At 40.9% G+C, this 19165-nt stretch carries 21 protein-coding genes and 1 tRNA gene; 1 reads left to right on the forward strand and 21 read right to left on the reverse strand.

Going from position 1 to position 19165, the window contains the following annotated elements; genetic code table 11:
* Nucleotides 1-48: 48 nt before the first annotated feature.
* The gene (locus LXM54_RS17875) at nt 49-1065 is read right to left on the reverse strand and encodes a sugar-binding transcriptional regulator (RefSeq protein WP_233316607.1); all 1017 of its coding nucleotides are present in this window, start codon (nt 1063-1065) and stop codon (nt 49-51) included.
* Nucleotides 1066-1448: 383 nt separating this feature from the next.
* Nucleotides 1449-1520 (reverse strand) — tRNA-Arg (locus tag LXM54_RS17880).
* Between the two features lie 297 nt (nt 1521-1817).
* Between LXM54_RS17880 and clpP the strand changes: the two genes are divergently transcribed.
* A complete protein-coding gene (gene clpP / locus LXM54_RS17885; RefSeq protein WP_233316608.1) occupies nt 1818-2423 on the forward strand; it encodes an ATP-dependent Clp endopeptidase proteolytic subunit ClpP in 606 nt (201 codons plus the stop codon).
* 39 nt (nt 2424-2462) lie between these two features.
* Here clpP and LXM54_RS17890 read toward each other — a convergent pair whose 3' ends face one another.
* The 19 genes from LXM54_RS17890 to hprK all read right to left on the reverse strand — a co-directional run bounded on the left by LXM54_RS17890 (nt 2463) and on the right by hprK (nt 19000).
* The gene (locus tag LXM54_RS17890; RefSeq protein WP_233316609.1) at nt 2463-2708 is read right to left on the reverse strand and encodes an HPr family phosphocarrier protein; all 246 of its coding nucleotides are present in this window, start codon (nt 2706-2708) and stop codon (nt 2463-2465) included.
* A 90-nt stretch (nt 2709-2798) separates the two neighbouring features.
* Entirely contained in the window at nt 2799-3740 is a 942-nt protein-coding gene (gene whiA, locus LXM54_RS17895) for a DNA-binding protein WhiA (RefSeq protein WP_233316610.1), read from the reverse strand.
* 39 nt (nt 3741-3779) lie between these two features.
* Nucleotides 3780-4757: a gluconeogenesis factor YvcK family protein gene (locus LXM54_RS17900; protein WP_233316611.1), complete on the reverse strand. Its 978-nt coding sequence runs from the start codon at nt 4755-4757 to the stop codon at nt 3780-3782.
* On the reverse strand, nt 4754-5650 hold the full coding sequence (gene rapZ / locus LXM54_RS17905; protein WP_233316612.1) for an RNase adapter RapZ: 897 nt from the start codon (nt 5648-5650) through the stop codon (nt 4754-4756). The genes LXM54_RS17900 and rapZ overlap by 4 nt, the downstream gene beginning before the upstream one ends.
* A gap of 15 nt (nt 5651-5665) precedes the next feature.
* A complete protein-coding gene (locus LXM54_RS17910) occupies nt 5666-6124 on the reverse strand; it encodes an NUDIX hydrolase (RefSeq protein ID WP_192486584.1) in 459 nt (152 codons plus the stop codon).
* A 283-nt stretch (nt 6125-6407) separates the two neighbouring features.
* The gene (trxB, locus tag LXM54_RS17915) at nt 6408-7358 is read right to left on the reverse strand and encodes a thioredoxin-disulfide reductase (RefSeq protein ID WP_233316613.1); all 951 of its coding nucleotides are present in this window, start codon (nt 7356-7358) and stop codon (nt 6408-6410) included.
* Nucleotides 7359-7553: 195 nt separating this feature from the next.
* On the reverse strand, nt 7554-9056 hold the full coding sequence (locus LXM54_RS17920; RefSeq protein ID WP_233316614.1) for a tetratricopeptide repeat protein: 1503 nt from the start codon (nt 9054-9056) through the stop codon (nt 7554-7556).
* A 239-nt stretch (nt 9057-9295) separates the two neighbouring features.
* Complete coding sequence (hisIE, locus tag LXM54_RS17925) at nt 9296-9931, reverse strand: bifunctional phosphoribosyl-AMP cyclohydrolase/phosphoribosyl-ATP diphosphatase HisIE (protein WP_192486581.1); 636 nt, start codon at nt 9929-9931, stop codon at nt 9296-9298.
* On the reverse strand, nt 9928-10686 hold the full coding sequence (gene hisF, locus LXM54_RS17930; RefSeq protein WP_233316615.1) for an imidazole glycerol phosphate synthase subunit HisF: 759 nt from the start codon (nt 10684-10686) through the stop codon (nt 9928-9930). Before hisF ends, hisIE begins: the two co-directional genes overlap by 4 nt.
* The gene (gene hisA, locus LXM54_RS17935) at nt 10686-11417 is read right to left on the reverse strand and encodes a 1-(5-phosphoribosyl)-5-[(5-phosphoribosylamino)methylideneamino]imidazole-4-carboxamide isomerase (RefSeq protein ID WP_192486579.1); all 732 of its coding nucleotides are present in this window, start codon (nt 11415-11417) and stop codon (nt 10686-10688) included. The genes hisF and hisA overlap by 1 nt, the downstream gene beginning before the upstream one ends.
* 5 nt (nt 11418-11422) lie before the next feature.
* The gene (hisH, locus tag LXM54_RS17940) at nt 11423-12046 is read right to left on the reverse strand and encodes an imidazole glycerol phosphate synthase subunit HisH (protein ID WP_192486578.1); all 624 of its coding nucleotides are present in this window, start codon (nt 12044-12046) and stop codon (nt 11423-11425) included.
* Nucleotides 12047-12634, reverse strand: coding sequence for an imidazoleglycerol-phosphate dehydratase HisB (hisB, locus tag LXM54_RS17945; RefSeq protein ID WP_192486577.1), 588 nt, complete (start codon nt 12632-12634; stop codon nt 12047-12049). It lies immediately after the preceding gene.
* Nucleotides 12635-12657: 23 nt separating this feature from the next.
* Nucleotides 12658-13929 carry a histidinol dehydrogenase gene (gene hisD / locus LXM54_RS17950; protein ID WP_192486576.1) on the reverse strand — a complete coding sequence of 424 codons (1272 nt, stop codon included), beginning with the start codon at nt 13927-13929 and terminating at the stop codon, nt 12658-12660.
* 24 nt (nt 13930-13953) lie between these two features.
* Nucleotides 13954-14595 (reverse strand): ATP phosphoribosyltransferase, encoded by a 642-nt coding sequence (gene hisG / locus LXM54_RS17955; RefSeq protein ID WP_233316616.1) that lies wholly within the window; start codon nt 14593-14595, stop codon nt 13954-13956.
* Nucleotides 14592-15776: an ATP phosphoribosyltransferase regulatory subunit gene (locus LXM54_RS17960; RefSeq protein ID WP_233316617.1), complete on the reverse strand. Its 1185-nt coding sequence runs from the start codon at nt 15774-15776 to the stop codon at nt 14592-14594. Before LXM54_RS17960 ends, hisG begins: the two co-directional genes overlap by 4 nt.
* A gap of 234 nt (nt 15777-16010) precedes the next feature.
* On the reverse strand, nt 16011-16544 hold the full coding sequence (locus LXM54_RS17965; RefSeq protein ID WP_233316618.1) for an acyltransferase: 534 nt from the start codon (nt 16542-16544) through the stop codon (nt 16011-16013).
* Nucleotides 16541-17194 carry a pyrophosphatase PpaX gene (ppaX, locus tag LXM54_RS17970; protein ID WP_233316619.1) on the reverse strand — a complete coding sequence of 218 codons (654 nt, stop codon included), beginning with the start codon at nt 17192-17194 and terminating at the stop codon, nt 16541-16543. The genes LXM54_RS17965 and ppaX overlap by 4 nt, the downstream gene beginning before the upstream one ends.
* Before the next feature lie 21 nt (nt 17195-17215).
* Nucleotides 17216-18031 carry a prolipoprotein diacylglyceryl transferase gene (gene lgt, locus LXM54_RS17975; RefSeq protein ID WP_233316631.1) on the reverse strand — a complete coding sequence of 272 codons (816 nt, stop codon included), beginning with the start codon at nt 18029-18031 and terminating at the stop codon, nt 17216-17218.
* Between the two features lie 42 nt (nt 18032-18073).
* Entirely contained in the window at nt 18074-19000 is a 927-nt protein-coding gene (gene hprK, locus LXM54_RS17980; RefSeq protein WP_233316620.1) for an HPr(Ser) kinase/phosphatase, read from the reverse strand.
* Nucleotides 19001-19165 lie beyond the last annotated feature (165 nt).

A 19165-nucleotide genomic window follows, 5' to 3' on the forward strand; every position in this document is an offset into this window, starting at 1 on the left:
ATTTCCTCCTCTAAATTTAGAGATAATTATATATAAAGGGATTTCCCATTATATCAAGTTTTTTGCCGCTCCTTCATCTGTGATCAGAATGGTAGAGGGTGGCGCTTTTTTTAAATAGGCTCTAATAGCCTTTGATTTTGACGATCCTCCGGCAACTGCGATTACATTTGGAACAGTAGAAAGATTTTCAAGTCTAAGGCCGATCGTCTGAACCTTATGGACAACCTCTCCGTCTTCATTAAAGTAATAACCAAATGCTTCACCGACAGCATTTGCCTGCACGATTTTTTCCAGGTCACTTGCACTTGTACTGCGGCGTTCTGCCATTGTAATGGCATCTCCAATTCCATGAATAAGCAGGCTAGCTGATTTAATCAACTGTAAAACTTCATTGATGCGGGCATCTTTGACAATGCTTTTGTACATCTCCTTGCTCACTTCATCAGGAGCATACAGGACACGATGCTTGCTGTCTGTGCGATCAGCCATCATGGAACAGATCGTATTGGCCTGGTTTTTAACATCTTCCCCAATGCCGCCACGCGCCGGAACAAACAGCCATTCACCGTCCACTATGTTAGGCGTAAGCATCTCTGCCACTGCAGCCATCGTGGTTCCACCATTAACTGCGATGATATTATTGCCTTTTAATAGTGATTTCATACTATTAGCTGTTGCAAGTCCCAGTTCTTTTTTCAACCATGGAGAATGATCGCTGTCTCCAGCTACAATAATCACCCTTTTGATATGCAGCTTCTTTTCAAGCTCTTTCTCCATTTCGTTAATACCCGTTACTTCCCTCATTACACTAGAAAGACTTTCCAAAGTTTCTTCGCCAATTGGAGTGAGTGTCATGCCAATGTTCGTAATATGTATAAGCTTCTGATCTTTTAAGAACTCCACTTCGCTCCTGAGCACTCGTTCCGTCAATCCAAGGCTTCCCGCCAAGCTTCTTCTGCCGACAGGCTGCATATTGCTGATGTGATGAAGAATGTAATATCTTTTTTGCATAATTACGAGTAAATCAGGCAATAATCTTTTTTGAATCTCGATAAATGAATTCATTCTTGGTGCCCCTTCACTTACAGTGGTCATTTGAAGTCCCGCATAGACATATTATGTCCCACAATCTCCAAAAAAAATCATTTCCTGCTACAAACTCATTCTATCACCAGCGAATAGCAAATTCAACTTATAAACGTCCATTTTTCAAGAAATTTGACGAAAATTCGAAGATGGTTCGCATGTGAATTTCATCACGTTTTCATTGCTTTCATTCTATATAAACAGGAACAGCAGCAAAAAAGGATAAAGATTTAGAAATGGTTAGATAGCTCGTCCCTGTAATAGGAGCGGAATTCTATATCCTCACTCTCAAAGGAATTCAAACAAAAAAAGACTGTCGAAAATCCCAAAAAGAGATTGTCAACAGTCTTTTTTTCAAATAGCGCCCTCGAAGGGAATCGAACCCCTATTTCAAGAACCGGAATCTTGCGTGCTATCCATTACACCACGAGGGCAGAATTTTTTAAAGAACGTTTTGATTATATGATATGTTTCGCTTTAATGCAAGGAATAATTGTTTAAAAATATCCAGTCTGGGTATCATGGTAAGGATAAAATCTTATTGTAAAAACATGAATGGAATGACAGTGACATAAAGTGTCGAAGGATATTTTGCTGTATCCGAACGTAAACGTTTGACCTTAATTGACCATCCGTGTATCATTAGGATTACATACAGTAATGAATTTATTTCACTACTGAAGAAACACATACTTATAAAGCAAAATTTATTTTTAAAGGAGGATTTTTTTATGAACTTAATCCCTACAGTTATCGAACAAACGAATAGAGGGGAACGCGCTTATGATATTTATTCCCGTCTGTTAAAAGACCGCATCATCATGCTTGGAAGTGCGATTGACGATAATGTTGCTAACTCTATCGTTTCACAGCTCTTGTTCCTAGATGCTGAAAATCCTGAAAAGGACGTTTCCCTATACATTAACAGCCCTGGCGGTAGCATTACTGCTGGGATGGCTATTTATGACACAATGCAGTTCATCAAGCCGAATGTACAAACAATCTGCATCGGTATGGCTGCTTCTATGGGTGCTTTCTTGCTTGCAGCTGGTGAAAAAGGCAAACGTTATGCCCTTCCAAACGCTGAAGTTATGATTCATCAGCCACTTGGCGGAGCACAAGGTCAAGCTACAGAAATCGAAATTGCTGCAAAACGCATCCTGTTCTTGCGTGACAAGCTGAATGGTATCCTTGCAGAGCGTACTGGCCAGCCAATCGATATTATCGCAAAAGACACAGAGCGTGATAATTTCATGACAGCAGAAAGAGCGAAAGAGTATGGTTTAATTGACAATATTATCACTCGCAATGAACTGTCAGACAAAAAAGATAAATAATAAAAAAAGGAACACCTCGCAATAAAGCGCGAGGTGTTTTTATAATAATTTTTCCAATGTTTTAAGCGCTTCCAATTCATCGCTGCCATCAATAATAAGTTTAATGTCCGCACCTGAGTGTATCGCCAGGCCCATAATTCCCATGATACTCTTCGCGTTTACTCTTCTTCCTTCTTTCTCAATATAAACTTCAGAAACATAGTTTGTCGCTTCTTGAACAAATATCGCTGCAGGTCTTGCTTGTAAGCCTGATTTCAATGTTACTTTAATATCTCTTTCTACCACCTGAAATCTCCTCCCCGATTTAAAATATACAAGGAGGATAATATACCCTTACAACTTAAAGTTTTAAGATATATTATCCCTCTATACTTATTATACTTGTTCTCCTCTGCGTAGCGCATCAGCAATTTCATCTATTTTTCTCAGCCTGTGGTTAATACCGGATTTACTGATATTCCCGGAGGAAACCATTTCGCCAAGCTCCTTTAAAGTCACATCCTGATAAGCTACTCTCAGCTCGGCAATTTCACGCAGCCTGTCTGGGAGCACTTGAAGTCCAACCGTCCGTTCAATAAAGCGGATATTTTCCACCTGTCTCAATGCGGCGCCAATTGTTTTGTTCAGGTTGGCAGTCTCACAGTTAACAAGCCTGTTAACAGAATTTCTCATATCCCTGACAATCCGGATATCCTCAAAGCGAAGCAAAGCTCCGTGAGCACCGATGATATTTAGGAATTCTGTAATTTTTTCCGCTTCTTTCAAATATGTGATGAAGCCTTTCTTTCTCTCCAGCACTTTGCTGTTTAAATCGAAAGTATTCATCAGATTGCTCAATGCAACAATATGCTCTTTGTAAAGTGATGTTATTTCCAAATGATAGGAGGATGTTTCCGGGTTATTGACAGAGCCTCCCGCAAGAAAGGCCCCTCTCAAATAGGAGCGTTTGCAGCATTTTTTCTTAACAAGGTCTTCTGCAATTTCATGTGTAAACATAAAGCCCTCTGTTAAAATGCTCAAACTTTCCAAAATTTCCTTCGCTTTCGTGGAAAGTCTTACAATATACACATTGTTTTTTTTGAGTCGCATCTTCTTTCTCACCAACAGCTCGACAGGTATGTCGTAATACTTTTTGATGAGTGTATATATTCTTCTTGCAATCGCGGCATTTTCTGTCTGAATGTCCACCACCAGCTTTTGGTTGGAAAAGGATAAAGTGCCATTCATCTGGATCAGGGCAGACAGCTCTGCCCTGCCGCAGCAATCTTTAACTTCAATAGTCGTTAATTCTTTTTTCGTCTCTGAAGCGAAAGACATACCTTCACCCCCATTTTAAAACGCAAACCCTATTCCCTGTTATTGATCGGCTTTCAGTTCTGGATCAAGCATAGAATAGAGGATTTTCGCCACTTCCAACGTGTTATGGCGGATGACCTTTTCCTCCAGGCTGATAATTTCTCCAAGAATGACTTCTAGTCCAAGCTTCTCTAATTTCTCTGTATCAAAAAAGACAGGTTTTGCTTTCTCTTCATTATACCGTTCCAGAACGTTCGCTGGGATATTTTCTTTATTTACCAATATTGTGTTTAAAAAAGGCTCTGGCATATGCTCATAAATAGCCTTAACATGATCGCTCGCTGAGTAATCAAGAGTTTCGCCGGCTTGTGTCATGATGTTGCAAATATAAACTTTCTTTGCAGCTGCTGTCATGATTTCCCTGCTTATTTCAGGCACAACAAGATTTGGAAGGATGCTCGTATAAAGACTTCCCGGTCCAATCACAATCAAGTCTGCATGACGGATTGCCTGAATTGCTTCAGGCAGCGGCGTCGCATGTTCCGGTGTTAAAAACACCTCTTTTATTTTCTTCCCGCTCTCGGGAATTCTTGACTCACCTGTAACGATTGAACCATCTTCCATTCTTGCATTTAAAACTACACTGTGGCTTGTAGCCGGCAATACTTTTCCGCGCACATTAAGCACTTTGCTCATTTCCTGAATGGCATAGGTGAAATTACCAGTAATCGATGTCATCGCTGCAATAATCAAGTTGCCTAAAGAGTGTCCATTTAAATCCTTGCTGTTCGAAAACCGGTGCTGAAACATTTCCTCCACCAACGGTTCGACATCGGATAATGCAGCCAGTACATTTCTAATATCACCTGGTGCAGGAATGTCCAAATCATCACGCAGCCGGCCCGAACTTCCTCCATCATCTGCAACAGTGACAATAGCTGTAATGTCCAAAGGATACTTCTTTAATCCTCTCACAAGGACAGACAAGCCGGTGCCGCCACCGATAATTACAATTCTCGGATGCTCCACTTCATTCATGCTTTTTGGTCCTTTCTCCTCTCCATGTCACGATGAGTTATTTCGACATGATAATCACCTTCGAAATGTTTGCCAATATACTCCGATAAGGCAACAGAACGATGCTGGCCGCCAGTGCAGCCAATTGCTACAACGAGTTGGGACTTCCCTTCCCTTTTATACTGCGGAAGCATAAAGGTAAGCAGATCAATGACTTTTTCAAGAAATTGGCCTGTTTCTGTCCATTTCAATACATAGCTGGACACATCAGCATCTAATCCTGTTTTTGGTCTCATATGCTCAACGTAATGAGGGTTTGGTAAGAAACGAACATCAAATACTAAATCAGCATCAATCGGGATGCCATGCTTAAAGCCGAAGCTCATGACATTCACCGTAAAAATCGTATCTTTATTCGCTGAAAACTCCATTAATATTTTTTCTCGCAATTCTCTTGGAGAGCTTTTCGATGTATTGTAAATGATTTGTGCTCTGCCTTTTAGCTCCTCAAGCAATTCTCGCTCCATTTCAATTCCTTCAAGGGGAAGGCCTGAGGGTGCAAGAGGATGCGATCTTCTTGTTTCCTTATATCTTCTGACTAAAGTACTGTCATCTGCATCCAGAAAGAGCACTTTCGGCACTACCCAGGATTTTGCCAAATCATCCAATGCACTGAATAAATTGTCAAAAAACTCTCTGCCCCGCAAATCCATCACAAGGGCAACCTTATTCATCTTATTCTCTGATTCCTTCATAAGTTCAAGAAACTTTGGCAAAAGAGTAGGCGGCAAGTTGTCTACACAGAAAAACCCTAAGTCCTCAAAGCTTTGTATGGCCACTGTTTTACCAGCCCCAGACATACCTGTAATAATAACAACTTGCGGCTCGTTCACCACACTCGCACCCATGCTCATTCCCCCTTTAATGTTTTAGCTTGGATCCAACCGGTAGCTAATCAGTTCAAAATCAGGCGTATATGTGAATGTTCCATATATAATTCCATTGCCGTGAATCATATAATCCAAGATGTGATAGTCTCCTTCTGCCATCGGCAGATTTTTGATATTTTCAATATCATGCCAAACTATTTTTCCTTCTTCAGACTCATCCACATGAACTCCGTCAGCGTTTGTGGAGAAGAAGGTGAACATCATCCATTCAGAAGTTATTTTGTCGCCATCCTTGATAATGAACGTGAATATTCCTTTAATATTGGGATTTCTTAAGTATATACCTGTTTCTTCTCGGAATTCTCTGATGCATGAGTCTCTTACAGACTCCCCTGGCTCCATCTTACCGCCTGGAGCAACCCACCAGCCTCTTCTTGGCTTTTGCAAAAGGAGCACCTTATTATCCTTCAGTAACAGGCAGTTCGTCACACGCTGCACTATTATCACCTCAAACATTCTGTAATCTCTATGTAGCATGAAACTACTGCTTAGTTCTTATATTATACTATTATTGTGAAACACCCACAATAAAATGCCTTCTTCAAATAAGTTCTGCTATTTCTCTTTAAATAAAGCGCAAAAAAAAAGCATAGGCTTTATGCCTATGCACCAAAATATATATCTTAAAAGGGGGTCAATTTCTATTATTATGTTACCCGAATTATATTTCACTACTGTTACAGTACAATTAAAAGAGAGTAACACTTTGAAAGCTTTTTCATTACACCTTTTGTTGTAATGATTCAGCAAGCTCTTCCACATAATGCTGTGCAGCTTGAGCAGCGATACTGCCGTCTCCCGTAGCTGTAACGATTTGACGAAGTGTTTTTTCACGAATGTCTCCTGCCGCGAAAATACCTGGTACTTTCGTTTCCATACGGTCATTTGTTTCGATATAACCATTTTCGTTCGTAATGCCTAAGTTCTCAAACGGTTTAGACAGAGGCACCATTCCGATATAGATGAACACACCGTCAGCAGCAAGTTCCTGCTCTGTGCCGTCCGTTGTAGAAACAAGTGTTACACTGCCGACTTTTCCGTCTTTTTCATTAATTGCTTTAATTGTGTGATTCCAGATGAAATCAACTTTATCGTTAGCAAACGCTCTGTCTTGCAGAATTTTTTGTGCTCTTAATTCATCGCGGCGATGAACAATTGTTACTTGTGAAGCAAAACGTGTTAAATAAACGCCCTCTTCTACAGCTGAATCTCCTCCGCCGATGACGAACAGCCTTTTTTCTTTAAAGAATGCACCGTCACAAACTGCACAATAGGAAACTCCGCGGCCGCCCAATTCTTTTTCGCCAGGAACACCGACTTTTTTGTATTCAGCACCAGTCGAAATGATAATGGATCTTGCTTTATATTCCTTTGAACCTGCTTTGACTGTTTTATATTCTTTCCCGTCAATAATTTCCTTAATATCGCCATATGCATATTCTGCACCGAATTTTTTTGCATGGTTGAACATTTTATTAGAAAGGTCCGGGCCAAGAATGCTTTCAAATCCAGGGAAGTTTTCTACTTCTTCTGTATTTGCCATTTGTCCGCCTGGAATACCTCTTTCAATCATCAATGTGGAAAGGTTGGCACGGGAAGTATAAACAGCTGCTGTCATACCAGCTGGACCGGCACCAATAATAATTACGTCATAAATTTTTTCTTCCGCCACTTTTAAACACTCCTTTATCTAAACACTCTATATTCATTAACGCACGCGTCAGGACCGCACGCTTTAAATACTAGCTCACTCTTTGTAGTATTACCATCTAATACTATCCTATTAGACACAGTCTCTTTAGTCCAAATATTTGCTCACAAAAGAAAAACTTCCACCATTGTCTCTCCAATGGCGGAATTCTCTTTATCAATCATTATATTTTTTAATGATTTTAATATATTTTTGCAACGTTGCTGTAGACAGACCGTAAAGGCTTGCCATTTCTTTTTGGGAAGTCTTTTCATTTCTGTACTTGCTCCAAATATAATCCATTGCCGCTGCCAAAGCACTGCTGTTATCCATTTTCTCACCTGCTTGAAAGATTTGAATGAAAACAGAAAACCACATTAAATAAAGGCCAGCCTCAATCGTTCCAATCGGGCGGTGCTTGCTGTAAATAATCTCAGCAGTATTGTGTGCATTCAGCAGGATAGGATTAGTGCTTGCACCTGTCTTTACAAATGAAAGATACTCGTTCTCTAATGAAGTGAACGTACTGTTGTCTTTCATTTGTTCCGAAGAAAGGATTGCATCCTTATTTTTCGAAATGGAAGTAAGGAACACAGCAAACAGTCTTTCCTCTTGGTGTATGCTGGAATATCTCTTTAAAATGGAAGGCATATGATCTTCGAAGCCGTTAACTCTGTCTTCTTTTTCTTTCCAAGGTTCATGTCCCGCTTTTTCCGGATTCAGCTCAAGGACTTTTGCCCACACCGTTTGTGCAAATTTCGTCCTGCCGACAAAGTAAGCGGAGGCAGACAGCCAATAATAAAAAGTAGCATCTTCTGTATAACCTTGTTTTTGCAGCTTTCTCAGTAGGAAATAAGCTGCTTCATATTCCCCTACAAGAGCAAAAGTCGTGCCAAGCTTAAATTGGTGGTCGACAGAAATCGGTTTGATTTTCTTCAAAATCTCCGTAAGCTGACTGATATTCTCACTATTGCCTTCATAATAAGCAAATACTAGCTTATTGCATAAGGCGTGCAGATTTCCAGCATTCTTTTCGAGCACATCCTCTAAAATGCCATTCGCCTTTTTTACTTCACCTAGATAAAAGTAAGCCAGTGCCAGGTTATTATAAGCAGACCAGTATTCGGGGTAATCAGAAATCACTTTATTCAGCATTTCAACAGCTCTGTTGAAATTGCCTGATTCCAGAAGTTCTCTTGCCTGTTCCTGCCTGGTGATTAGGTCTTCCTCTTCATAAGGCTCCTCTTCTTCCAGATCATCAGACTCTAATGTTAGCACCTCAAGCAAATCCTCTGTATCTTCCCGGAACTCTCCGTCCGGTTCCAGCTTTAAATATAATTTCGCGTGATAATAAGCATCTTTGAAAAATCCTAAATGCGCATAATTATTTGCAAGGAAATAATAACATTCCACCATTTCTTCATCCAGTTCTTCAATAATCAGATGAAGCAGTTCATTGGATTTTTGATATTCTCCAATATCTGCATAAACAATCGCAAGCTGACAAAGAATTGTCGGTTCTCCTGGGTCAAGCTGCATCGCTCTTTGCAAATATTTCAATGATTTATTATAATCTCTTTGATGATATGCTTTAATGCCTTTGGAAAAATAATATTCGCCTGTAGGATTAAATGTAATAAGTTTACCCATTGGTTGTAAAGTATTTGAGTCTTTATTCATATAATCCTCCACAATCTATTTAAACTCACGTAGAGCAATTCTTTTGCTTCAACTTATGTAGTATACCATACTTCAAAGGATGCGGAGAAGGCTGTTTCTAGAAAATACATATACATAACTGGAAATATGACACTTCTATGTTTCTTTCCATGATACCGAAGCAATTATTATTCTAACATACAAAAAACTGCCCTCAGGAATAAAGCTGAGTGCTCAAAATCCATCAGACAGTTGTATGATTATTTCTCTTGATGACGATTTTCCAAAACCTTCAGTATTTCGGCAAAAGGAAGATTTTGTTCCCTCAGCAATACAAACAGATGGTAGAGAAGATCAGACGCTTCCCATTTGAGTTCCTCTGTATCACGGTTTTTGGCTGCAATGATAACCTCAGCTGCCTCTTCACCGACTTTCTTCAGGATCTTGTCGACCCCTTTTTCAAACAGGTAAGTCGTGTATGCTCCTTCAGGACGATTTAATTCTCTTTCTTGAATAACAGCTTCCAAGTCTTTCAAAATTTGATAGTTTGCCAATTCCTCAATCGCGGCTTCCTTATTTTGATATAAACTTTCAGCAAAGCAGCTAACCGTTCCATTATGGCAAGCAGGCCCATTTGGTTTAACTAGCACTACAAGGGCATCTTTGTCACAGTCAAATTTAATTTCGGCAATTTGCTGTGTGTTTCCGCTTGTTGCTCCTTTATGCCAAAGCTCATTCCTTGATCTGCTGTAAAACCATGTTTCTCCTGTTGCTAATGATTTTTCCAAAGATTCTTTATTCATGTATGCCAAAGTTAACACTTCTTTTGTTGCGGCATCTTGAACAATTGCTGGTATTAGTCCTTTTTCATCAAACTTCAGCTCGTCTACTGTCATCTCACAAGCACTCCTCTTTCATGTAAATATCCTTTGACTTCATGCACGGAGGTTTCTTTATAATGGAAAATACTAGCAGCAAGTGCTGCATCTGCATTTGCTTCTTGGAACACATCAAGAAAATCCTCTGCATCACCGGCACCGCCAGAAGCAATAACAGGAACAGAAACTGCATCACTTACGGCTTTCGTTAAGGCTAAGTCGAATCCCCTTTTCTCTCCATCTGAATCCATGCTCGTCAGCAATATCTCGCCTGCTCCAAGCTCTACCGCTTCTTTCGCCCATGAAATAACATCTTTATCAACAGGGGTGCGTCCGCCATGTGTGTATACTCTCCATGTTCCCAATTCTTGATCATATTTTGCATCGATGGCAACAACGATGCATTGAGAACCGAAAAAGTTTGCTCCTTCTTTGATAAGGCTGGGATTTGTAACAGCTGCTGTGTTCAGTGAAACCTTATCAGCTCCTGCACGCAAAGTCCTTTTCATATCATCAAGAGAATTAATTCCTCCGCCGACAGTGAAGGGAATTGCAAGCTCAGAAGCAACTTCCTTAACCACCTCAACCATCGTCTTGCGGCCTTCGTGTGATGCTGAAATGTCGAGAAATACCAGCTCGTCTGCTCCCTGTTCATCATAAAACCGAGCAAGCTCAACAGGATCGCCAGCATCTCGCAATTGCACGAATTGCACACCCTTTACGACACGCCCGTCCTTAACATCCAGGCATGGAATGATTCTTTTCGTCAGCATTATCTTTCCACCTCATTAAGCGCATCTCGCAATGTAAAGCGCCCTTCATATAATGCTTTGCCAATAATTGCTCCAGCGACACCGTCCTTGGAATATTGCTTTAGGGCAACTAAATCCTCCAAGCTGCTGACTCCTCCAGAAGCAATAACATCCTTCTTCGTCACTGCCGCCAATTCTTTGACTGCTAGTAAATTAGGACCACTGAGCATTCCATCTGTAGCAATGTCTGTAAAAATAAAGGTTTCAGCACCTGCATCGGCAAATCTTTTCCCTAAATCAACTGCTCTTATTTCGGAGGTTTCAATCCAGCCATGTGTGGCGACAAAGCCATTCTTTGCATCAATGCCAAGGGCGATGGCACTGCCGTATTTCTTTATCATCTCTATTGCGAAATCAGGATTGGAGATAGCAATGCTGCCGATAATGACACGTGTAACCCCATTATCCAAATAATGAACAATATCCTCCTCAGTCCGAATCCCTCCGCCGATTTGCACAGAAACACCAAGTTTTTTTGCTGCTTCTATTACAAAGGAATCATTCACTCTTTTGCCGTCTTTTGCTCCATCCAAATCGACCATATGTATCCATTTTGCTCCTTGGTCTGCGAAGCTTTTGGCCATATCAAAGGGAGAATCGCCGTAAACAGTTTCCTTATCGTAATCTCCTTGAAGGAGACGGACACACTTGCCGCCTCTCATATCAATGGCAGGATATAAGGTAAAGCTCATATTGTTCATCCTTTCTTTATAAGCTTCGTAAAGCCGCTCAATAATTCCATCCCAAGCTTGCTGCTTTTTTCTGGGTGGAACTGCATGCCATACACATTGCCTTTTCCGACAACTGCTGGTACTTCCTTGTCATACTCACTGCTGGCGATAATGATTTCATCATCTGTTTCTGCATAATAAGAATGAACAAAATAAACATAGTCATCTTCTAGACCTGTTGTAGCATCAGAATTCTTTTTGAAATGGAGACGATTCCAGCCCATATGAGGCACTTTATACTTCACACCTTCTGCCGATTCCCCTGGAAAACGAACGATTTTTCCTGGCAGTAAGTGCAATCCTTCTGCATGGCCATGCTCCTCACTTTCTTCAAAAAGCAGCTGCATGCCAAGGCATATGCCGAGCAGCGGTTTATCACTTTTCGCATATTCACGGATCATGTCAGACAGGCCAGTTTCGTTCAGCTTCACCATCGCATCCTTAAACGCCCCTACACCAGGAAGAATTAAAGCATCTGCTTCCATCAGCTTTTCTTTGTCCTCAGAAATAAAGTAAGGGATGTCCAATCTTTCCAGTGCTTTGCTCACACTAAATAAGTTGCCCATGCCATAATCGATGATTCCAAGCATTTACAGCATTCCTTTCGTAGATGGAATTCCTTTTACTCTAGGATCAATGGTTGTCGCCTCATCAAGGGCTCTTGCCAACGCCTTAAAGATTGCTTCAATCATGTGATGCGTATTTTTGCCATAGTGAAGGATAACATGCAGATTGATACGTGCTTCTAATGCAAACTTCCACAGAAATTCATGGACAAGCTCTGTATCGAATGTACCTACCTTATTGCTTGGGAATTCTGCCCGAAACTCCAGATGCGGGCGATTGCTTAAATCGACAACTACTTGAGCCAATGTCTCATCCATCGGCACAAAGCTGTTACCGTAACGTTTAATGCCCTTCTTGTCGCCAAGTGCATCCTTTAGTGCCAACCCAAGGCATATGCCGATATCTTCTGTTGTGTGGTGATCATCGACCTCTATGTCTCCATTAGCCTGAACGGTCAAGTTAAATTGGCCATGCTTCGTAAAAAGATCAAGCATATGGTTCATAAAAGGTACACCTGAATCAATTTCGGAGATGCCTTCGCCATCAATATTGTAGGACAATTGGATATTTGTTTCTCCTGTTTTCCTGCTTACCGCTGCTGTTCTTCCCATTTTTAACCCTCCTGTAAAAGATGCTACCTGTTTTTATTTCTTGCTTCGATTGCTCTGGCATGCGCTTCTAAGCCTTCCAGACGGGCAAAGGCAGCTATTTTATGTCCATTTTGTTCAAATGCTTTTTCACTGTATGAAATAATGCTGGATTTTTTCTGGAAATCGTCGACATTCAACGGACTGGAGAACCTAGCCGTTCCATTTGTTGGCAACACATGGTTTGTACCGGCAAAATAATCTCCAACCGGCTCTGAACTGTAACGGCCGATAAAAATAGCGCCTGCATGCTTGATTCTGCCAAGCAATTCAAAGGCATTGTCTGTGATAATTTCTAAATGCTCTGGGGCAATAGCATTAATAGATTCAATCGCTTGATCCATTGTATCTGTTAATACAATTAAGCCATAATCATTGATTGATTTTTCAGCTATTTCCTTGCGCGGCAAGTCACTTAGCTGCTTTTCCACTTCTGCTGCTACTTGTTCAGCAAGCTTACGAGAGGTTGTCACTAACACTGCAGATGCTCTTGTATCATGCTCTGCCTGTGATAATAAGTCTGCAGCCACTTCATTTGCATTTGCTGTATCATCTGCAAGAACAGCAATCTCACTCGGTCCTGCAATCATATCGATATCAACATCGCCATATACTTCTCGTTTAGCTAATGCGACAAAAATATTGCCAGGTCCCACAATTTTATCAACACTTTTAATCGTTTCTGTACCATACGCAAGTGCAGCAACTGCTTGTGCTCCGCCTGCCTTATAAATCTCTTTCACACCGGCAATATGAGCAGCTACTAAAACTGCACTTGGCAGTTTGCCGTCTGCATTTGGAGGTGATACCATCACGATTCTGTCGACTCCGGCAACTTGGGCAGGAACAACATTCATCAGTACAGAGGATGGATATGCTGCTGTTCCGCCGGGAACGTAAACACCAACAGAATCCAAAGATGTTATTTTCTGACCGAGAATGGTGCCGTCTTCCTTTGTTATCATCCAAGATGTTTTAAGCTGGTTTTGATGATATGCACGAATATTTTCGGCGGCCTCTTGGATGATCTGGACCATGTCTTTGTCAACATCTTCATACGCAGCCTCTAATTCCTCTGTGCTGACTCGGAGGTTAGATAAATCTGCTTTATCGAATTGGAGTGTATACTCCTTTAATGCGCTATCGCCTTCGCTTTTCACTGTAGCTATTATGTCTTTTACAATCTGTCGCTGTTCCTCTGTTCCTGCGTCAACTGAGCGTTTTAAATAGGAACTGTCTACACCATTTACTATTTTCACCTTCGGGTCTCCCCTCCAAAAATACTAGTTTTGCACTGTTGCTTTCACTACCTTGCTGACACGATCAACTAACTCGCTTATTCTCTTATCCTTCATCCGGTAGCTTGCTGGATTGACAATAAGACGGGAGGTGATATCAACAATTTTCTCGTACTCGACAAGCCCATTTTCCACAAGTGTTTTGCCAGTGGATACGATATCGACGATTCGGTCTGACAAGCCAATGATTGGAGCAAGCTCAATGGAGCCATTTAGTTTAATGATTTCTACTTGTGAGCCTTGTTCCCGAAAATAGGCTGCTGCCACATTCGGATATTTCGTTGCAATTCTTGGGGCAATTTCATTTAATTCCGTATTCGGCAAGCCTGCCACTGCCAAATAACAGGCACTTATTTGCAAATCTAAAAGCTCATAAACATCTCTTTCCTCTTCGAGCATAACGTCCTTGCCTGCAATGCCCAAATCAGCTACACCATGTTCAACATATGTCGGAACATCCATTGGTTTCGACAAAATGAACCTAAAATTTTCTTCCTCCACGTCGATGATCAGCTTTCTGGAGTCGTCAAATTCCTGAGGAAGTTGGAAGCCTGCTTCCCGCAACAGCTTTGCTGCTTCTTCAAAAATTCTGCCCTTTGGCATGGCAATTGTTAAAACATCGTTCATTTGACAACCTCCATTCCTGCTTTCCCGACAAGCAAAGTAATTTCGTCATACTGCTTAGTACATGCATCCACATTGCCGACACCATTTATATCTTGGGTAATTACTTTAAGACCGTCTGCTCTTTTTTGTTTAGCTAATTCAAATGCTTCTTTTCTTCTGTCCGCACTAAACAGAATGCAGTGAATATCGCTTTTGTTAACAAGGCTGCCTAAAGCCTCGAGCAAGTGATCCATGCGGATAGCAAATCCGGTAGCACCGGTGTTTTTGCCGAACTTGGCAAGAAGAAGATCATATCTGCCTCCGCTTCCGATCGGAAACCCGACTCCTTCTGCATAAGCCTCATAAAGGATACCCGTGTAATAGCTCATATGACTGACAAGCGTCAAATCAAACTTCACTTGATTCTCCACTCCGTAGTCTACAAGAATTTCCCATAGTTGCTTTAAGTCATCAATCGCTTTGCTTCCACTGCCATTTTCGATTAAATCGTATGCAAGCGGGATAATTTCCTCTCCACCCCTCAGCTTGAGAAAGTCATTCAGCCTTTGCTTATCAATGCTGGATAAGGAAAGACTTGCGACATGCTGACGATAGCCAACATAATTCTTTTCATATAAGTATTTAGTCAACGCATCGGCTCTTTCCTTCGTTCCGAGAATTTGTTCAAAGAACGCTTGAACAAAGCCAACATGGCCGACAGACAGTTGGTATTTTTTCAGACCTGCCTTTTCTAATGAAGAAATCATCAGGGCAATACCTTCACCATCTGCACTTACAGTCTTGTCGCCGATATACTCAACACCAATCTGTTCAAACTCTGCCGGTCTGCCGCCCTCTCTTTGCTGTGCTCGGAAAACCGAAGCGTTATACGCAAGGCGCAACGGCAAGTCTTCATTCAGCAGCTTTGAAGCAGCCACCCTCGCAATCGGTGCTGTCATGTCCGGTCGCAGCACTAATGTATGCCCTTGCTGGTCCAACAGTTTAAAAAGCTGCTGATCTAAAATGGCTGAGGCTGCACCGACTGTTTCGTAGTATTCCAATGTTGGTGTTTCAATGAATTGATAGCCCCATTGCTTAATCTCTTTATCCATTTTTTGTTTTATCATATATTTCGTTTCATAAATTTCAGGTAAGCTGTCTCTCATGCCTAACGGCTTTTCAAACATAAATAAGCTGCTCATTATATACACCTCATAAAGAAGAATATTCCGAATGCTTTAGTTCGCTAACATGCTAACAAATTAAAGGTTATTTGTAGTTTACTCTTCCATTTCTTTTTGGTCAAGTAAAAAAGCCGTTTTTTCTGACTTTTCCGCTTATAAAAAAGGCAACTCTAGCATATGATTCTTTTTCAAAACAACATGACGGTTAGCCAATATCTTTGAAATAAGACTCATCATTAGAGTCGCCCTGCATTATTCTTCTACTACATAGCTTGGACTATTTTGTTTCCGTTGCTCCATCTCTTCTGCTGTATAGATGATTTGCATCGGATTGCCGCCGACAAAGCTGCCGGCAGGAACATCTTTATGTACAAGTGTACCTGCTGAAACAACAGCATGAGAGCCGATCTCCACGCCGGGGAGTATCGTCGTGTTCGCACCAATCATGACTTCATCACCAATAATGACTTCGCCAAGCCGGTACTCCTCAATCAAATACTCATGTGCCAAAATCGTGGTGTTATAACCGATGACCGTATTTTTGCCCACTTTTATCTTTTCCGGGTACATGATATCCAGCATAACCATCAAGGCAAAGGAAGTTTCTTTGCCAACTGTCATTTTCAATAATTTTCGATACATCCAATTCTTCATTTTCAAAAAAGGAGTGTATCTAGCAAGCTGGATGACGATAAAGTTCTTAATTACCTTCAGAAAAGGGACTGTCTTATAGACATGCCATAAAGAGTTCGGCCCGCTCACCGGATAGCGCGTCGTTTTTCTCATTTTACTTCCACTTCAACGATAGAGAGCAAATCTCTCATATTATCCAAAAGATAATCAGGCTCCAATGATGCCAAGAACTCTCTTCCCTTTAATGTCCATGCTACCCCTGCCGTTTTTGTTCCGGCATTTTTCCCTGCCAGAATATCATGAGAATTGTCACCTACCATAATTGCTTCTTCAGGAGAAGAACCGAGCTTCTCCAAAGCCATTAAAACAGGCTCTGGGTCCGGCTTCGCTTTTGTTACATGGTCAAGTGCGACAATCACATCAAAAAACTCATCCAGCTTCGTCAATTTTAGTCCCATATCAACTACATCAGACAGCTTTGTGGTCACAATCGCAATCTTATAGCCGTTTTCCTTTAAAATCTTTATCGTGTCATAAACACCATCAAATATTGTCACGATTCTATCATGGTTTTCTAAATTATACGCCCTGTATTTAGCTGCCATCTCTTCTGCTCTCTGGGCATCAATACTTCCGAACGTTTCCATTAACGTTGGACCCATGAAAGGAATAACATCCTCACGAATGTATTTGCCAGGATAGTAGAAATCCAATGTATGCAAAAAGGAGGATATAATTAGTTCATTTGTGTCGATAAGTGTTCCATCTAAATCAAACAACAGTGTATTAATTTTTCCGTTCATCTTATCTTCCTTTCTTCACTTCTAATTACTATTCTCCAAATAACGCTCGCTTGCTAATCCTGATTTTCTTCTGTAAACAATGACAAGTGCCGACAACACAATGAGCGCCAGGGAAATAAGCTGTGCCATTCTAAGGTCGCCAACCATTAAGCTGTCTGTTCTCATACCTTCAATAAAGAAGCGGCCGATTGAATACCAAATAACATAGCTTAAGAAGATTTCGCCTCTTCGCAAGTTAACTCTTCTTAAAACAATTAAAATGATAAATCCAACGATATTCCATAGCGATTCATACAAAAATGTCGGATGGTAATACGTACCATTGATATACATTTGATCAATGATGAATGGAGGTAAATGAAGTCCTTCTAAAAATGATCTGCTGACTTCCCCACCATGAGCTTCCTGGTTCATAAAATTGCCCCAGCGGCCAATTGCTTGACCTAAAATAATACTTGGAGCTGCAATATCCGCCATTTTCCAGAAAGAAATGCCTCTTTTCTTTGTAAATATGTATGTGGTAACAACTGCTCCAATCAATGCACCGTGAATAGCAATACCGCCATTCCAAATTTTCGGTATATCGCCTAAATGGTTACTATAGTAGTCCCATTCAAAAATAACATAATAAATACGTGCTGATATGATAGAAATTGGAATGGCCCATAGCATTAGGTCAGGGAAATCATCCTTCCCAAGCCCTCTTCTGCTTCCTTCGCGAATGGCCAAAATCAAAGCCAGAACGAGTCCGGTACCGATGATTACTCCATACCACCGGACATCAAGGCCTCCTATTGAAAATGCAATAGGATCAATTGGCTGTATATTCTCCACTATTATTCCTCACCTTTCCCCTGTGTATTTATCTCTATTAGGCTATCATTCATTTTCGTGAGATATCACGTTTGCAAGCTTATTCGTAAATTGCTGTGCAGCATTAACACCCATTCGTTTCAGGCGGAAATTCATCGCAGCAACCTCAATGATAACTGCCAAGTTTCGTCCAGGACGTACAGGAATTGTCAGCTTTGTCACATCTGTATCAATGATTTTCATCTTCTCTTCATCCAAGCCTAAACGGTCATACTGCTTGTTCTGTTCCCACAGCTCAAGTGACATAACGATGGAGATCTTTTTGTCGCTTCGCACTGCTCCAGCCCCAAACAATGTCATTACATTAATGATACCAAGTCCGCGGATTTCTAGAAGATGCTCAATTAACTCAGGTGATCTTCCAACAATTACACCTTCATCCTCCTGGCGGATTTCCACACAGTCATCAGCTACTAGGCGATGTCCTCTTTTAACAAGTTCCAGAGCTGTTTCACTTTTACCAACACCGCTTTTTCCAGTTATCAGTACGCCCACACCATAGATGTCAACGAGTACGCCATGAACGGCAGTAGTCGGTGCAAGCTTGCGCTCTAAGAAATTAGTCAGTCTGCTTGAGAATAAAGATGTTTTTTGTTTTGAACGCATAACAGGCACCGCATTTCTTTCCGATGCTTCAATTAGTTCAGCCGGAACCTCTTTATTTCTTGTAATAATAATTCCCGGCGTGATGTCATTACACAGTCTTGTAAGTCTTGTTTCCCGCTCTTCTTCACTTAGCTTTTCCGCAAACGTAAGCTCCGTTTTGCCAAGAAGCTGCACCCTTTCTGCAGGATAATAATCAAAATAACCTGCAAGCTCCAGTCCAGGTCTAGATATATCGCTTACCGTAATCGGTCTATTAATTCCTTCTTCACCGCTGATTAGTTCTAAATCAAACTCTTCCATTACTTCTTTTATTAATACCTTAGCCAATGGGGTTCCTCCTTCAAAGGTTCAATGCTGTTATATTAAATACATTTTCGCATCATCTTATTTTAGCATTATTCTTTAAATTTATGCTAGATTCTGACTATGTTAATTATCGTTTTTCACAAGCCTTTTACAAATACTAAAAAACAAAAAAAGGCCGGTGCATAA

The sequence above is a fragment of the Bacillus sp. Au-Bac7 genome (assembly GCF_021341655.1).
Classification (GTDB): domain Bacteria; phylum Bacillota; class Bacilli; order Bacillales; family Cytobacillaceae; genus Niallia.

Coding starts and splice junctions, on each gene's coding strand:
- LXM54_RS17875 (WP_233316607.1), bottom strand. CDS start 1,065: ATGAATTCATTTATCGAGATTCAAAAAAGATTATTGCCTGATTTACTC.
- clpP (WP_233316608.1), top strand. CDS start 1,818: ATGAACTTAATCCCTACAGTTATCGAACAAACGAATAGAGGGGAACGC.
- whiA (WP_233316610.1), bottom strand. CDS start 3,740: ATGTCTTTCGCTTCAGAGACGAAAAAAGAATTAACGACTATTGAAGTT.
- LXM54_RS17900 (WP_233316611.1), bottom strand. CDS start 4,757: ATGAATGAAGTGGAGCATCCGAGAATTGTAATTATCGGTGGCGGCACC.
- rapZ (WP_233316612.1), bottom strand. CDS start 5,650: ATGAGCATGGGTGCGAGTGTGGTGAACGAGCCGCAAGTTGTTATTATT.
- LXM54_RS17920 (WP_233316614.1), bottom strand. CDS start 9,056: ATGAATAAAGACTCAAATACTTTACAACCAATGGGTAAACTTATTACA.
- hisIE (WP_192486581.1), bottom strand. CDS start 9,931: ATGACAGTAGACGAGCTGAAGTTTGATGAAAAAGGACTAATACCAGCA.
- hisF (WP_233316615.1), bottom strand. CDS start 10,686: ATGCTGACGAAAAGAATCATTCCATGCCTGGATGTTAAGGACGGGCGT.
- hisA (WP_192486579.1), bottom strand. CDS start 11,417: ATGAGCTTTACCTTATATCCTGCCATTGATATGAGAGGCGGCAAGTGT.
- hisH (WP_192486578.1), bottom strand. CDS start 12,046: ATGCTTGGAATCATCGATTATGGCATGGGCAACTTATTTAGTGTGAGC.
- hisB (WP_192486577.1), bottom strand. CDS start 12,634: ATGGGAAGAACAGCAGCGGTAAGCAGGAAAACAGGAGAAACAAATATC.
- hisG (WP_233316616.1), bottom strand. CDS start 14,595: ATGAACGATGTTTTAACAATTGCCATGCCAAAGGGCAGAATTTTTGAA.
- LXM54_RS17960 (WP_233316617.1), bottom strand. CDS start 15,776: ATGAGCAGCTTATTTATGTTTGAAAAGCCGTTAGGCATGAGAGACAGC.
- LXM54_RS17965 (WP_233316618.1), bottom strand. CDS start 16,544: ATGAGAAAAACGACGCGCTATCCGGTGAGCGGGCCGAACTCTTTATGG.
- ppaX (WP_233316619.1), bottom strand. CDS start 17,194: ATGAACGGAAAAATTAATACACTGTTGTTTGATTTAGATGGAACACTT.